The sequence below is a fragment of the Streptomyces sp. NPDC003635 genome (assembly GCF_053587635.1).
The window spans coordinates 371446-386687 of the sequence record NZ_JBSFOK010000001.1; the positions used below are offsets into that span (position 1 = coordinate 371446).

Consider the following 15242-nt stretch of genomic DNA (forward strand, 5'->3'; position numbering starts at 1 on the left):
AGTTCGCCTTCGAGCTCGGGTGGGTCGGCAGTGGGTTCAGCGGGGGGAGGTTATGGCCCTCGCCGCCGCCACCTCCTGGCGCAGAGGCTCCAGGACGCTTCCCGACGGGCCCGTCAGGTCCGTGCGGACCGCGTACAGGACGTCCACCTGGCGCAGGCCGTCCGACAGCTCCCTCAGTTGGAGGGCCACCTGGTCGATCTCGGCCTGGGTGGGCGGTGCCGAGCCGTGTTTGACGCGGACCCTCGCCGCCGTCGTCGCGTCCACGATGCGTTCGACCGCCACGACCAGCGGCCACCACGCCGCCGCTCGGCGGCCCGTGGGCGGCGGCTCGGTCAGCGCGCGCTGGAATTCCGTGCGGATGACGGACAGGTCGCGGTACAGGCGGCGGCGCATCCGCGCGCGGGCCGGGGGATCCACCGCGTGCGCGCCGAACGCGCCCTCCACATAGCGCGCGGTGTCCCGCACCGCGTCGGACAGTCGGTCGCCGACCCTCGTGTGCCAGCTCTCCGGCCACAGCAGATACCCGGCGATCAGCGCGATCGCGCAGCCCATCAGCGAGTCCACCAGCCGGGGCAGGAGCAGGTCGGTGCCCTGGTGGTTCAGTACGTCGGACAGGAGCAGGATCACCGGGGTGATGGCGGCGGTCTGGTAGCCGTACCCGCGCGGGGTGAGGGCCGGGATCAGCGGGGCGAGCAGCAGCATCACCGGCACGTCCCACCAGCCGCGCGGCACCTGGGAGAGGACCGCCGCCGCGACGACCAGGCCCGCGACCGTGCCGAGCGCGCGCAGCAGGGCGCGGGAGAAGACCGAGCCGAAGTCGGGCTTCATCACGAAGGTGATGGTCAGGGCGACCCAGTAGGAGCGGGGGACCGGGATGATCGACACCAGGACCTGGGCCACGCCGATGCACAGGGCGAGGCGCAGGCCGTAGCGCCAGGAGGCGGCGGAGAGGGTGACGTTGCGGGCGGCGCGCGCGGCGCGGACGCCGAGGGCGGCGGGTCGGCCGAGGCGGTCGTCGATGCCGCGCGGGTCGACGTCCGGGGCGGCGACGACATCGGCGGCGTGCCGCAGGGCGTGGTCGACGGCGCGGGCGGTCTCGGTGGTCGGGACGGGGAGCTTCAGGCCGGTCGGGCCGGTGTACCCGGTCTCCACGGCCTGCGCGAGATGCCGTACCGCGACCGGGAGTTCGGGCGGCAGGGGCCGGCCGCTCAGGTGGGCGGCGGGGGCGGCCTCGACGACCGGGATGACCGCGTTCAACTGGGCGAGCAGCCGGGTCAGTTCGGGGCTGCGGCCGTGGTGGCGGGTGCGGCGGGCGAGGACGAGGTCGTACGACTGGTTCAGGGACTGCGTGACCGTGTGGCGGACGTCGTCGTAGGTCTCGGGGCGTCCGGTCGCCGCCAGCAGATCGGCGACCGCGCGGTAGGTGTCGGCCACCGCCGTGCGTTCGGGGACCCCTCCGCGCAGGGGCCAGGCCAGCAGGGCGAGGAGCAGGACGAGCAGCCCGCCGCCGGACACCAGCAGCGGGGCCACCCACCACGCGCCGGGCATCGGCAGGCCCGCGCCGACCACGCTGTTCAGCAGCAGGAGCAGGCCGGACACGGAGGCCACCGCGCCGATCGTCGAGATCATCCCGGAGACCAGCGCGACGCCGGTCACCACGGCGACCGCGACCCATCCGTGCCCGAACACCAGCGAGCCGAGCGTGATCCCGACGGCGCCGAAGAGCTGCGGTACGGCGATGTTGAGGATCCGCATCCGGTAGGCGTCGGCGGTGTCCCCGATCACGCCGGACAGGGCTCCCATGGAGGCGAGCGCCCCGTACTCGGGCTCGTCGACCGCGAGCCCCACGGCGAGCGGCAGTGCCATCGCGACGGCGGCCCGCGCCACGGCCGCCCAGTTGACCGGGGCGGCCTGCGCCCGGAGGTTCCGGACCAGCCAGTCGGGAGGGGTGAGGCCGATGGGGAACTCGCGGGACATGCCGCCATTATGGGCGGCCGGATCAGCGGGATCCGTGGAGTGTGACGTCCGCGACGACCGCTCTGTGGTCGGTGTCCGACAGGTCCAGGAAGCGGGTCTCGCGGGCCGAGAAGTGCCTCGACAGCAGGACGTGGTCGATCTGGACGCCCGGGGTCGGGGTGGTGCGGGACGGCCAGGTCGGGGTGCGGGCGTGGTCCGTGAGGCGGGCCGCGTCCCGCAGGCCCGTGTCCAGGATGCGGCGGAAGGACGCGTGATCCTGGGAGGCGTTGAAGTCGCCCGCGAGGATGGTCGGGGCCGCGGCGGAGGCCCTCGCGTAGGTCCGCAGCGCCGCCAGCTCCTCGCGCCAGACGTCCACCTGGCCCGGCAGCGGCGGCATGGGGTGTGCCAGCTGGAGTCGTACGGCGTGACCCCGCACGTCCGCCACCGCGCCGGGCATGCCCATCGTGCCGGGGACGCCGGCGGTGCCCCGGAGCCGAAAGCGGCTGAGGATCAGCGAACCCTTGGAGCCGGACCCCGGGACCGCCGACCGGTGGGGGAGATCCAGCGCTTCCGTCAACCGCCGCACGCAGGTGTGCTCGCACTCGGAGACGAACACGACGTCCGGCCTCTCCCGGCGTACGGCGGCCACCAGCGCCTCCGTCCCCTGCCCGAACTCGACGTTCGACGTCAGCACCCGCAAGGACGCCACGGGGGGACCCGAGGGCCCGCCCGTCCTGCCGTACGGCTCCAGGAACCACGCCAGCAGGCCGAGCACCAGCACCCCCCACACCAGCCCGGCCCACCACCGCGCGAGCAGCGCGCACGCCAGGGCGAGGCCCACCGGTGCCACCAGCCACGGCAGGAACGCCAGCAGTTGGGGCACCGGCGTGATCCCGTCCGTGTTCGCGATCCGGCACCCGATCACCACGCTCGCCCCGGCGCACAACAACCCCGCGCACCAGGCCGGAAACCGTCGCACGCCCTCCCCCAACTCCCCGCCCCCTTCGCCCCTAAGGACGGGACGCCGCGACGGAAGGTTGCCGTCGCCGCGTGAGCAGCCAGGTTCCCAGGGCCACCAGGAGGCCGACCGCCACCAGCAGCCACGACACCGTGCGCAGGGTCGCGGTCAGGGCGTCGTAGACCGCGCCCGCCGCCGGACGGTGGACGTCGTCGGGCAGGTCGGCGAGGGTCAGTCGGCGTCCGGCGGCGACCGCGAGGCCCAGGAAGGCACCGCCCAGTGCCGTGCCCAGCGCGGTCGCGGTGACCGCCCGCCCGCGGCAGGCGGCGACGGCGATCCCGGCGGCGGCGAGCACGGCGGCCGTGACGGGCAGCCAGAACCCGGCGATCTCCAGGGCGTGGAACCCGCGCCGCAGTTCCTCCAGTTCACCGGCGGGCAGCACCGCAACCTCCGTGTGCTCGACGGGGATCCGGCTCGCGAGCGGCATGTGGTCGGCCTCCAGGCGGGCCTTCACCTCGGCGGCGACCGGGGCCAGGTCCACCCGTACCTCGCCTCCGTCGCCGTCCCGCACGGCCCGCAGGACCGCGTCGTGGACGGCCCGGTTGCCCGCGTCCCAGGCGGTGCGGAAGGCGTCGGTGCCGGTGAAGGACCGCACCGCCTCGCGCACGAAGGACCGCAGCGGTTCGTCCGCGTCCGTCTCCCGCACGATTCCGTCACCCACCGTGTCCGCGACCGCGTCCCGCACGGCCGGGTCGGCGGCCAGCGGTGCCATCGCGGTGACGTAGCGGCCGGTGTCGGCGAGGCCGTACGACGCCCAGGCCGCCAGGGCGCCGAACGGCACCAGGAGGCAGGCCAGCGCGATCAGCGCGGCCGAGAGGGCGTTCCGCAGGCGGGAGGGCACCCCTCCAGGCAAGACGGGCCCGGTCCGGCGGGCCACCGCTCACGGCCGGATGGCCGACAGGCCCGCACCCCTTGGGGGAACTGGCCTCCCGGCTCTCCGGTGGAGGGTTCACCCGAACGGGTGTTTCCTGGTGCTGGGGAGAAGGAGGCGATCATGCGCACCACTCCGGCTCTGCGGACCCTGGCCTTGGCCCTGCTCACCGGCGGCTCCCTGATCGCCGCCACAGCCACCGCCACGGCGACCGCACCGACCCTCGCGCCCGAGAGCGCCCCGTCGACGTTCTCCGCGGGACGCGGCGGCCATCCGATCTGGGGCACGGTCATTTCCCACACGAAACTCAACGTCAGGGCGGCGCCGACCACGCACTCGCCCGTCGTCACCTGGCTCGCGCCGGGCAGCCAGGACCGCGTGGACTGCAAGGTCCGCGGCCAGAGCGTCAACGGCAATCCGCACTGGTACTGGCTGAAGGGCGCCCAGGGCTGGGCGGCCGCCGCCTTCGTCGACACCGGCGGGGCCCATGTGCCGAACTGCTCGGACCCCTGTCCGGAGTGGAAGAACGGGTCCTGGACCAACTGGGACGAGCCGTTCACCAACGACTCCTGGAGCATGTCCGGTTCCGGTTCGTGGAGCGCGTCCGGCTCGTGGAGCTGGAGCGCCTCCGGATCGTCGTCCAGCGGGTCCGCGTCCGTGTCGTCGGCCGGCGCGTGGAGCTGGCTGGGCGGCTGGTGAGGGGAAGGTGAGGGAGCGCGTGGGCCCCGGCATCGCTGCCGGGGCCCACGCGTGTGTGCCGGACGGAGGAGGGGTCAGCGGGGAAGGGGATTCCCCTCGGCGTCCTCGTGGGTGTAGTAGCGGTAGAAGAACACCGCGAAGATGGCCGCCGTGATCAGCAGGCTCATCGTCACCGAGCGCAGGACGCTCGCGCCGGACTGGCTGTAGAGGAAGCCGAAGGCGGCGCCGGCGAAGGCGGACTTCGTCAGCGAGTGCAGTTCCCGCTTCAGCTTGGGTGCCAGTTGGGCCACGGCGATGCACAGCACCATGAACACGATCGCGGTGACGAAGCCGAACAGGATGTTCCAGCCGGTGATCTCGCCGCCGTCGCGCCGGTTGGCCGCGGCCCAGTAGCCGTACACGAGTCCGAGGACGACCGGGATCACGATCCGTCCCCTTCGGTGCGTGCGCTCGCTGAAGATGTCGGGTGAAACGGTCACCTTGGGCATCCGGCTGCCGGGTTTGGGTGCCGCGTGAGCCATGGGAGCACCTCCTCCTTCAGGTCTCTGACGCCCCCGACATCAAGGGCACACCCGGGGCGGGGGGCCTGGCAAGTCGAAGATGCGGGGCTCATGCCGCCGTGTTTCGCTGGCGACATGAGCGGTGGGCGCGGACTGACACCGGTGAGCGGCCGCCCCGCCCGGCGCCTGACGGTCCGGGCCCCCGGTGACGTGGTCCAGCGCCATCAGATGCTGCGGGTGGGGGGCCGGAGCGTGGCCTGGGTGCCGCCGCTGCTGCTGCTCATCGGGATCGTGGTGACCGACTGGAACACGGCGCAGGACTTCCGGATCATCTCCTGGCTGGTGCTCGTCCCCGGTATCGCGGCCGCGCTGTGCGGGGTGTGGGGGACGGCCGCGTTCGCGGTGCTGTCGACGTCCGTCTACTCCGTGGCGGACAGCACCTGGCCCGGCGAGTTCCAGGTCGGCCTGCCCGACCTGCTGCTCTCCGCGATCGGCGGGGCCCTCGCCACGCTGGCCTGCGCGGTCCGGGTGCGCGGCGAGCGGCGCATGCTGCACATGCGGGACGTCACCGACACCATCCGCCGTACCGTGCTGCGGCCGCTGCCCACACACTGGGGCGGTCTCGACCACGCCGGCGTGTATCTCACCGCCGACGTCGAGGCGGCCGTCGGCGGCGACTTCTACGACATCCAGCCGGGCCCGCACGGCACCCGGGTCCTCGTCGGCGACGTCCAGGGCAAGGGCCTCGGAGCGGTGGAGGCCGCCGCCGCGCTGCTCGGCACGTTCCGTGAGTGCGGATACCACGAGCCGGATCTCGCCACGGTGGCCGCGCACCTGGAGATCCGCATGACCCGGCACGCGGCCCACACCACCGCCCTCGGCCGCGACGACGGCGACCGCTTCGCCACCGCCGTCCTGCTGGGCTTCCCCGCCGACGACCCCGGCACCCTGGAGTCGGTCGTCTTCGGCCACGAGCCGCCCCTGGTGATCGGCCCCGCGGGGGTACGGCAGCTGCCGCCCGGCGAAGCGCTCCCCCTGGGCCTCGGCGAACTCACCGGCAGCTCGGGCCCGCCCAGGGTGCTGCGCTCCCCTCGGCCCCGGTGAGACGGTGCTGCTGACCACCGACGGCGTGACCGAGGCCCGCGACGGCGCCGGCGCCTTCTACCCGCTCACCGAGGAGGTCGCCGAGGCCGTCGCCGAGGACCCCCGACTGGCCGAGCCGCGCCGCCTGGTCGACTACGTCCGGGACGGCACCCTGCGCCACTGCGGCGGACGGCTCGCCGACGACACGACGGTGTACGCGGTGCGCCGGGCGGAGTGAGCCGATGACGGCCCCCGAGCGGGGTGAATCGGACCTTTGCGCTCCTGAGGCCCCCCTTTGCAGCCGCAGCGGTTACGGTGCTGCCGTACGTGATCGACGGGGGATGGGGAGGGACCGATGCCCGGAACCGTGCTGCTGCTCGCCGCCTCACCGGCGGGCAAGGGCTGTCTGGTGGACGCGGCGTCCGTGCTCCCCGTCCTCGCCGCGGTACCGCCCGCGGTGCTGGCCGGGGCGGACACGGCGAACGTCGTCGAACTCGCCGACCCCCTCGAACCCCAGGCCGTCCTGACCCGGCTGCGCGCCGCCGCGGCGGCCCCGGGACCGCTCACCGTCTTCGTCACCGGCCAGCTCCAACTGGACCGCAGACAACGGCTGGCGCACCTGGCGCTGGCCCGCACGACCCCGGCCACGGTCCGCTACACGGCCCTGCCGTGGCACTGGGTCCGGGAGGAGCTGCGGCTGCGCGCACCGGGCACGACGACGCTGCTGCTGGACCTGCACGCGGACCCGGAGACCTGGGAGCTGCTGCGCACCCGACCGCTGGAGTCGGGGCACAACATCGCCGTTTACGGTCGCATCGCCCCGCCGCCGGGGCGGCGGGCGGTGGCGGTGCCGTCGTACATGAAGGCGGTGGCGACGATCCTGCGCAGCGGACGGCGGCCGGAGTTGGGGGAGTTGCATCAGCAGGCGCTCGCGCGGCTCGGGAGCGAGGGTCACCGCGACCTCGTGCTCGGGACCGCGCACACGGATCCGCACTCGGCCATCACCGCCGCCGTCCAGGCCGGTCGGCACGGTGACGCCGACGCGCTCGCCGCCCGGCACGAGCAGGCCGCCGCACAGGCATACGGCCCGGGCTCGGCGCAGGCGCTGCACTGGGCCGAGGTCCGGGCCGATCTGGCGATGTTCGCCGGGGACGCCGAGCGCAGCTGCCGGGGCTGGCTGCACGTGGCGACCGCGCGGCTGGCCGCCGGGCAGTCGGCGGCCGATCCGGACGTGGAGTCCGCGGTGGACCGGGCGCACCACCAGTGGGGGTGCGTCAGTGACCCGGCGCGGGCCCGTGAACTGGGACCGGCGCTGGCCGAGTTGAGGGCCCGGGTGCCGGGGCGCCGGGACGGCGCGCTGGACCACGTCCAGCAGCGCCTCAGCTCCCTGACCTCGCTCAGCTCGTGAAGGTGAAGTACTTCCAGGTCCCGTAGGTGGTGGTGTTCACGCTGTCGCCCGAGCCGCTGATGTAGGAGTTGCGCACCCGGAAGCGGTAGCCGGTCGGCGGGGTGCCGGTGAGCTTGACGGCGGACCGCCCGGAGGCGTCGAGCTTGAAGTACTCGGCGTAGGTGGTCTGCCAGACGCCACCGGAGTAGACCTGGATCTGGAGCTTCTGTGTGCGGCCCCCGTACGGCGGCAGGGCCGCCGTGATCACCGGGTCCTTGGCCACGTTGAAGTAGTGGTAGGTGTGGCCCCAGTTGTACTTCGTCTTGTAGTGGCCGCTGACCGTCGTGGAGATCGACACCTTGGCGCCGACCGAGCTCTCCACCGACCGCGGCTTGTAGCGCGAGTCACCCGCGAACTTGGCCGTGAGCTTCGTCTTGCGCTTGAGGTCCACGACGACCGACAGGTTGCCGTCGGAGTTGACGGTGCCGCTCTTCACCAGCGTGTTGGGCTTGTCCGAGCCGTAGGGGTTGGCCCAGATCTCGACCTTGCGGTTCTTGTACGTCGTGCCCAGGTGCGCGGTGAACTTCACGTCGGCGCCGTACGAGTACACCTTGCCGTTGTTGTTCAGCGTCAGGGTGGGCGTGGCGCGGGAGACCTCGACCGAGTCCGAGGTGCTCGCGGCCGTGTGGTCCGCGTCGCCCGCGTACTTCACCGTGTACGTGACCTTGCCGCCGGCCGGCGGGGTGTCGGTGAAGCTGAACCTGCCTCCGCTGCCGAGGGACTTGGTGCCCAGCGACTTGCCGTCCGGCGACTCCATGTCGGTGCGCGTGACGGTGACCGGGGTGCCGGCGGGCAGGGCCAGGCCGGAGGTGAGGGTGCCGTTCACGGTGAGGGACTTGGCGCGGGTGGCGGTCGCCGGGGCGTCGACCTTCAGCGTCGAGGCGTACTTGCGCGGCTCGTCGACCACCCGGAACTCGGGCGTGTAGTACGTGTCGGTGATGACGAGCAGCTTGGCGCCGTCGGCCGACCAGTTCGTGGTGTGGCCGCCCCAGGGCATCCAGTCGTGCGACAGGTTGCGCACGTTGACCGGCAGGCTCGGGTCGGTGGGGAAGACGTAGGTGTCGCCGACGTCGTCGGTGTCGAGGACCGTGGCCGCGACCGTGCCGTCCGGGGCGACGGTGACCGTCTGCGGCTCGGAGGGGACCGGGTAGGTGCGGACCTGCGCCAGGTCGGAGAGCCGGTACTCGGTGAGCGCGCGGGTGCCGGGCCCGGCGACGACGACGTTCTGCCCGTCCGGCGTGAGGGCGGCGTCGTTGTAGAAGCCGCCCTTCTCGGCGGAGAGGCGGATCACCGGGGTGCCGGAGGAGATGTCGTAGACGACAACCGGCGCGGAGCTGATGTGGTGGTCCAGGGCGAGCAGCGTGCCCGGGTTGTCGGGGTCGGCGAGGAGCAGCGGCGGGCCGGAGAAGTTGTGGCCCGCGAGGTCCAGCGTCACCGTCGGCGTCTCGGCGGTCAGGTCGACCATGCCGAGCCCGGAGTCCCACTGGTCGCCGTAGCCGAACCACAGCCGTCCGTCGGCGACGACGAGTTGCGACGGGATGGTGTTCGCGCCGGTGGGGTACTCGGCCGTCTGCGTCAGCGTCGCCGTGTCGAAGGCGACGATCTTGTCGGCGCCGTACACCGCCGCGTACAGCGTGCTGTCGTCCGGGCTGAGCGCGATGTCCCGGACCTGGGGCAGCCCGGCGAGCGTGCCGAGGGTCCTGCCCGTGGTGTCGGTGACGGCGATCCGGTCGGTGGACCGGTCGCTGATGAACACCCGCTGGTGGGTGCCGTCCACGACCATGTCGGTCGCGTCCTCGAGCACGCCGAGGGGACGGCTGGAGTCGGCGGCGGCCGGTACGGCGGCCAGCGCGGCCGAGCTGATGAGGACCGCGAGGGTGGTGGCGGCCGTGGTGAGAGTGCGTCTGCGCACGCTGATTCGAACCCCCCGGAACGAAAAGGATGTGGGCCGCCACGGGCGGGCCCTCGGCAGGGGGGCCGGGCCCCGATGTGTGGGGCTGGTGCGCCGCGTGTGGCGGGTGAGCGAAGACTAAGTCATGCCACTGACAAAAAGGAGAGGGCCCCCGACACCAGCGTCCGCACCCCGGTCGGCACGGTGGCCAGGTCGGGCGCGAAGTGCGGGCTGTGGTTGCTCGGCACCGACTCCGACCGCCCCAGCAGATCGTCTCCCTGCGCCGCCTCCCAGGCCGCGGGCGGGGTGCTCGTCACGAACCAGTAGGAGTACGGCACCTTGCCGTCGGCAAGGTGCGAGAAGTCCTCGCTGCCCATCGCCGGGCCCGGGTCGAAGACGGCGTCGGCGCCGAACTCCGCGCGGTGCGCCGCGGCGACCCGCCGGTCCGTCTCCCCGTCGTTGACGGTCACCGGGAAGGAACTCCCCACCGTCACCTCCGGCTCTCGCGGACACCCCGCGGCCATGCACTCCCCGGCCGCCATCCGCCGGATCGCGGCGATCATCCGGTCCCGCACACCCTCCGACTGCGTGCGCAGGTTCAGCGACATCCGGGCCGTGGAGGGGATGACGTTGGCCGCCGTCCCCGCCTCGATCCGCCCCACGGTCAGGACGGCCTGCTCCCGCGCGGCCAGCTCCCTGCTGACGACCGTCTGCAACCGCGTGACGAGGAAGGCGGCCGTCACCACGGGATCCACGGTCGCCTCGGGCCGCGAGCCGTGCCCGCCCCGCCCGTACACCGTGATCTCGACATCCGTCGTAGCCGACATGATCAGCCCTGGTACATGGGCGACGCGCCCCACCGGCCCCGGCGCCACGTGCTGCCCGAGCAGGACGTCCGGCCGGGGGAACCGGTCGTAGAGCCCGTCCGCGACCATGGCCGCCGCGCCGCCGCCGACCTCCTCGGCGGGCTGCCCCACCACCAGCAGCGTCCCCGACCAGTCGGCCCGCCGGGCGGCCAGCTCCTCGGCGGCGCCCACCAGCCAGGTGACATGCATGTCGTGCCCGCACGCGTGCATGACGCCGGGCACGGTGGAGGCGTACGGCAGCCCGGTCTCCTCCTGCACCGGCAGTGCGTCCATGTCGGCCCTGAGCAGGACGGTCGGCCCGTCACCGTTGCGCAGCAGCCCGACGACTCCGGTACGGCCGATGCCTTCCGTGGTCTCGAACCCGGCCGCCGCCAGCCGCGCCGCGAGCCGGGTCGCCGTGCGGTGTTCCTGGAAGGAGAGTTCGGGGTGCTGGTGCAGATCCCGGTAGAAGTCCTCGAGGTCGGAGGTCATGCGGTCAGGGTATTTGGAGATTTCCCCCACGGCACTGTAATGGCGTCGTTACTCTCGGCTACATGGTGCACATTCGCGAACTGGATCCGAGTGCCTCCCCACTGGACTATTTCGGCTACGAGTTGCGCAGGAAGAGGGAGGAGGCGGGCCTGACCCAGAAGGAACTCGGCGACGTCATCTTCTGCACGGGTTCCTTGATCGGTCAGATCGAGACGACGCTGAAGGTGCCGACGCGGGAGTTCGCGGAACGGGCGGACGCGGCGCTGATGACGGACGGGCACTTTTCGCGCCTGATCGGCCTGGTCCTACGGTGCCAGTTGCCGACCTGGTTCCAGCCGTACGCCGAGATGGAGGCGAAAGCGACGTACATCAGCACGTACCAGGCGCAGATGGTGTACGGCCTTCTCCAGACCAAGGCTTACGCGCGTGCCGTGCTGGCCACCGGTATGCCGGAGAAGCTCGACGAGCTGGTCGGCGCGAGGCTGGAGCGGCAGCGCCTCCTGGCACGGGAACAGCCACCGCTGGCCTGGGTGATTCTGGACGAGGCGGCCCTGCGCAGGCCCATCGGCAGCCGCCAGATCATGCGGGAACAGCTCGGCCACCTGCTGAGCTTCCGCGACTGCAGGTGGGTGCGCATCCAGATGCTGGCGTTCGAGGCGGGTGAACACGCCAGCCTGATCGGCTCGTTCAACACCCTGCGCTTCGACGACCACCCCGACATCGTGTACACCGAGGACCTGATCTCCGGGCACATGACGGCCAACCCCGCCACTGTGAAGGAAGCGTCCCTTCGTTACGCTCATTTGCAGGCGTCGGCTCTCTCCGTGGAGCAGTCGGCGGCACTGATCACTCGCGTGATGGAGGAGCAGTATGGACCTGGACCCGAACAGCACGCGGTGGCGTAAGTCCTCGTACAGCGGCAACACCGGCGGTGATTGCGTCGAGGTCGCCGACCTCTCCCCCCGCATAGCCGTCCGCGACTCCAAGAACCCCAGCGCCGGAATGCTCGCCCTCTCCCCCGCGTCCTACTCCGCCTTCATCAGGCACGTCGCCCTGGGGTCCTGAACCGTCTCCGTCGCCCTCGCCGGGCCCGCGTTCGCTGCCAGGATCAGCGCGGCCACCGCCACCACCGCGGCGGCGATTCCTCGGACGTAACGCTCGGCTGTGCTGGTGCGGTCGAGCACGGCTACCTCGCAACCGGTCTGTTGACGCGATGTATTAAGCGGGCTCGGTAATCAGGCTTAATTCCCGGTTTAACCTAGGGGCTGTCGGAGTCGAACGGCAAGAGGCACTAGGGGAGTTGGGCCATGTCGGAGCGCGACGACCCGGTGACCATCGGGCGCAGGGTGCAGCAGTGGCGGTTCGAGCGTGGGCTGACGCAGAAACAGCTGGCCGAGCCCGCCTACACGCCCGCCTACATCTCCACCCTGGAGGCCGGCCGCGTCCGGGCCTCCGACGAGGCGCTCCGGCACATCGCCGAACGGCTCGGCGTGGCGTACGACGAGCTGATCACCGGCCGTTCGGCCCGGCTCGCGACCGAGCTGCGACTGCAACTCACCGGCGCGCAAAGGACGTTGGCGACCGGTGCCACCGAGGCCGCGGCCGAGGCCTTCACGGCCGTCCTCGCGGAGGCCGACACTTACGGGCTGGTCGAGGAGCGGGTCGCCGCGCTGCTCGGGCTCGGGGAGTGCGGGATCGACACCGGGGACCTGGCCGCCGCCCTGAGCTCCTTCGAGCAGGCCGAGGCGGCCCTCGCGGGTCAGCCGCTGCCCGTACGGGTCCCGGCCCTGCGCGGTCGTGCCCTCGCCCACTACCTGGCCGGTGAACTCCGGTACGCGGTCTACCTGCTGGAGTCCACCCTCGACGAGCTGAACCGTGGCGGGCTGCACGATCCGGACGCGCTGCTGCTGCTCTACGCGAGTGTCATCGGGCCGTACATGGACCTGGGCGCCCACGCCCGTGCCGCCCAGGCCGCCGAGCTGGCCCTCGCGCTCGCCCCGCAGGCGGGGGATCCGGCGCTGGTGGCCCGGATGCACCGGTCCGTCGCCCGCACCCTGCTCGCCGAGGGCCGGATCGCCGAGGCCGACGCCTCCCTGGCGAAGGCCGCCGAGCTGTACCGGGGCCTTCAGATCCGGACCGAGCTCGCCCACTGCCACTGGATGCGCGGCTATGTCTGCGCGCAGAACGGCGAGCTGGACCGGGCCGAGGCCGAGCTGCGGGAGGCGAGGGCCATGCTCTCCGCCAAGCGGGCCGCCCTGTACACCAGCCAGGTCGCCGTCGAACTGGCCGACGTGCTGCACCGGCGCGGCAAGTCCGAGGAGGCCGCCGCCCTCCTGCGCGAGGTACTGACCGACCTCAGCCCCGAACGCGGCGCCCTGCACGCCGCCGCCGCCCACCGGCTGCTCGGCATCATCGCCGAGGACGCCCGGGACACCGAGGCCGCCGAGGAGCACTACGTCCGCGCCCTGAGCCTGCTGGAGCGGGCCGGGGCCGCCGGTGACCTGGCCGACCTGTGCCGGCTGCTGGGCGATCTGCTGCGCCGTACGGGGAGGGTGGAAGCCGCCCTCGACGCGTACCGGACGGGTCTCGGCCACCGTACGGCCCCCGGCACCACCACCCTCGGACCCGCACCCGCACAGCCCCCGCTGTGATCATCCACAGCCGGTGCGGTTAGCTTCTCGCCGAGCACATCGAGAACCGGGACAGGCGCGTGGCGAATCAACGGACAGTGGTCTACGGCGGCCTGCGCGCCCTCGTGTACCTCGTGGTCGGCGGTGCCGCGCTGCTCGCCGTCGCGACGGTCGCGGCCGTGCTCGGGCCGGTCCTCGCGCTCGACCTGTACACCCCGCCCGTGGCCGCCTGGTGGACGGTGTTCACCGCCATCGCCGTCCAGGCCGTGCCGTTCCTGCTGCTCGGCACGATCGTGTCGGCGGCGATCGGCGCCTTCGTGCCGCAGCGGGTGTTCACCAAGCTGCTCCCGCGCAACCCGGCGCTCGCCGTGCCCGTCGCCGGAGCGGCCGGGGTCGTCCTGCCCGGCTGCGAGTGCGCGTCCGTGCCGGTGGCCGACAGCCTGATGCGGCGGGGTGTCGCCCCGGCGGCGGCGCTGGCCTTCCTGCTCTCCGCGCCCGCGATCAACCCGGTGGTCCTGATCGCCACCTCCGTCGCCTTTCCCGGGCAGCCCCAGATGGTGTTCGGGCGGCTGCTCGCCTCGCTGGTCACGGCGGTCGTGATGGGCTGGCTGTGGGTCCGGTTCGGCCGCGAGGAGTGGCTGCGGCGGCCCGCGCGCCGCGCCCCCGAGTCCGCTTCCGGGCTGCGCGCCTTCACCGCCGGGCTCCAGCACGACTTCCTGCACGCGGGCGGATTCCTGGTGGTGGGCGCGGCAGCGGCGGCCACCTTCGACATCGTCGTACCGCGCTCGCTGCTCGACGTCCCCGGCTGGGCGTCCGTGCTGCTCCTCGCGCTGCTCGCCGTGGTGCTGTGCGTGTGCAGCGAGGCGGACGCCTTCGTGGCCGCCTCGCTCAGCGGCTTCTCGCCCACCGCGCGGCTCGCGTTCATGGTGGTGGGGCCGATGGTCGACCTGAAACTGATCGCCCTGCAGACCGGGACCTTCGGGCGGGCCTTCGCGGTCCGGTTCTCGGCGGCGACCTGGGTGGTCGCGGTGGTCTCCAGCGTGCTGGTGGGGTGGTGGCTGCTGTGAGGCGGTACGGACCCGCTGTCCTGTTGCTGCTCGTCGGGGGCGCGATCCTGCGGATCTCGCTCTTCAGCGAGCTGTATCTGCGGTACGTGCAACCCGGGTTGCGGCCGTATCTGGTCGTGTCGGGTGCGGTGCTGGTGGTGCTGGGGCTGGTGGCGGCGGTGGGGAGCCGGGGCGGTCCGGGCCACCATCCCCGGGTGGCCTGGCTGCTCACCCTCCCCGCCCTCGCCCTGCTGCTGTTCCCACCACCCGCCCTCGGCTCCTACAGCGCCGGACGGGAGGCCGCCGAGCGGGCGGCCCAGGGCGTCGGGACCTTCCCGGCGCTGCCCTCGGCGGACCCGGTGGAGCTGACGCTCGGGGAGTTCACCTCCCGGGCGATCTACGACAGCGAGCGCTCACTGAAGGGCCGGACGGTCCGGATGACGGGGTTCGTCACGCACGACGCCGACGGGAGCTGGTACCTCACCCGGCTGCTGGTGTCGTGCTGCGCCGCCGACGCCACGACCGCCAGGGTCGAGATCCGGGGCGCGGACGCCCCGCCCGACGACACCTGGGTCACGGTCACCGGCACCTGGCACCCCGAGGGCACGCTCGGCTCCGACGAAGCCTGGCCGCCGGTCCTGGAAGCGGAGTCGGTGCGGCGGGTGGGGCAGCCGGCGAACCCGTACGAGAAGCGGTGAGGGCCGGGGGAGGGCGGTTTCGCACCCTGGGGCACGGGTAGTCGGGCGGTCCGGGGAACGGAGGCA

13 protein-coding genes and 1 pseudogene are annotated in these 15242 nt (G+C 72.8%); 8 read left to right on the top strand and 6 right to left on the bottom strand.

Annotation, left to right across the window (positions count from 1 at the left end; translation table 11 throughout):
* Window positions 1-36 precede the first annotated feature (36 nt).
* Genes ACWDRW_RS01720 through ACWDRW_RS01730 form a run of 3 tightly spaced genes read right to left on the bottom strand, consistent with a single transcriptional unit; the run spans window position 37 to window position 3815 of the window.
* Window positions 37-1977 carry an FUSC family protein gene (locus ACWDRW_RS01720; protein WP_451718530.1) on the bottom strand — a complete coding sequence of 647 codons (1941 nt, stop codon included), beginning with the start codon at window positions 1975-1977 and terminating at the stop codon, window positions 37-39.
* A 22-nt stretch (window positions 1978-1999) separates the two neighbouring features.
* Entirely contained in the window at window positions 2000-2935 is a 936-nt protein-coding gene (locus ACWDRW_RS01725; protein ID WP_451718532.1) for an endonuclease/exonuclease/phosphatase family protein, read from the bottom strand.
* Between the two features lie 31 nt (window positions 2936-2966).
* The gene (locus ACWDRW_RS01730; RefSeq protein ID WP_451718535.1) at window positions 2967-3815 is read right to left on the bottom strand and encodes a hypothetical protein; all 849 of its coding nucleotides are present in this window, start codon (window positions 3813-3815) and stop codon (window positions 2967-2969) included.
* A 153-nt stretch (window positions 3816-3968) separates the two neighbouring features.
* Between ACWDRW_RS01730 and ACWDRW_RS01735 the strand changes: the two genes are divergently transcribed.
* Window positions 3969-4544 (top strand): SH3 domain-containing protein, encoded by a 576-nt coding sequence (locus ACWDRW_RS01735; protein WP_451718538.1) that lies wholly within the window; start codon window positions 3969-3971, stop codon window positions 4542-4544.
* Between the two features lie 74 nt (window positions 4545-4618).
* Here the strand turns inward: ACWDRW_RS01735 and ACWDRW_RS01740 are convergent, their stop codons facing one another.
* On the bottom strand, window positions 4619-5065 hold the full coding sequence (locus tag ACWDRW_RS01740; RefSeq protein WP_451718541.1) for a hypothetical protein: 447 nt from the start codon (window positions 5063-5065) through the stop codon (window positions 4619-4621).
* 114 nt (window positions 5066-5179) lie between these two features.
* Here ACWDRW_RS01740 and ACWDRW_RS01745 point away from each other — a divergent pair.
* Window positions 5180-6365 (top strand): annotated as a pseudogene (locus tag ACWDRW_RS01745) (PP2C family protein-serine/threonine phosphatase).
* A 117-nt stretch (window positions 6366-6482) separates the two neighbouring features.
* Window positions 6483-7535, top strand: a complete 1053-nt coding sequence (locus ACWDRW_RS01750) for a hypothetical protein (RefSeq protein WP_451718543.1) — start codon at window positions 6483-6485, stop codon at window positions 7533-7535.
* On the opposite strand, the gene ACWDRW_RS01755 is transcribed toward ACWDRW_RS01750, so the two are convergent.
* Together ACWDRW_RS01755 and ACWDRW_RS01760 are read right to left on the bottom strand one after the other, a co-directional pair.
* Window positions 7525-9486: a YncE family protein gene (locus ACWDRW_RS01755; protein WP_451718545.1), complete on the bottom strand. Its 1962-nt coding sequence runs from the start codon at window positions 9484-9486 to the stop codon at window positions 7525-7527. The genes ACWDRW_RS01750 and ACWDRW_RS01755 overlap by 11 nt on opposite strands.
* A gap of 122 nt (window positions 9487-9608) precedes the next feature.
* Window positions 9609-10802: an amidohydrolase gene (locus ACWDRW_RS01760; protein ID WP_451718548.1), complete on the bottom strand. Its 1194-nt coding sequence runs from the start codon at window positions 10800-10802 to the stop codon at window positions 9609-9611.
* A gap of 62 nt (window positions 10803-10864) precedes the next feature.
* Here ACWDRW_RS01760 and ACWDRW_RS01765 point away from each other — a divergent pair, with 62 nt between their 5' ends.
* From ACWDRW_RS01765 to ACWDRW_RS01785, 5 genes are all read left to right on the top strand, one after another.
* Entirely contained in the window at window positions 10865-11707 is an 843-nt protein-coding gene (locus ACWDRW_RS01765) for a helix-turn-helix domain-containing protein (RefSeq protein WP_451718550.1), read from the top strand.
* Window positions 11673-11867 carry a DUF397 domain-containing protein gene (locus tag ACWDRW_RS01770; protein WP_451718553.1) on the top strand — a complete coding sequence of 65 codons (195 nt, stop codon included), beginning with the start codon at window positions 11673-11675 and terminating at the stop codon, window positions 11865-11867. Before ACWDRW_RS01765 ends, ACWDRW_RS01770 begins: the two co-directional genes overlap by 35 nt.
* 242 nt (window positions 11868-12109) lie before the next feature.
* Window positions 12110-13453, top strand: coding sequence for a tetratricopeptide repeat protein (locus ACWDRW_RS01775; protein ID WP_451718555.1), 1344 nt, complete (start codon window positions 12110-12112; stop codon window positions 13451-13453).
* Between the two features lie 59 nt (window positions 13454-13512).
* On the top strand, window positions 13513-14499 hold the full coding sequence (locus ACWDRW_RS01780; RefSeq protein ID WP_451718558.1) for a permease: 987 nt from the start codon (window positions 13513-13515) through the stop codon (window positions 14497-14499).
* Window positions 14496-15176: a TIGR03943 family putative permease subunit gene (locus ACWDRW_RS01785; protein ID WP_451718561.1), complete on the top strand. Its 681-nt coding sequence runs from the start codon at window positions 14496-14498 to the stop codon at window positions 15174-15176. Before ACWDRW_RS01780 ends, ACWDRW_RS01785 begins: the two co-directional genes overlap by 4 nt.
* Window positions 15177-15242 lie beyond the last annotated feature (66 nt).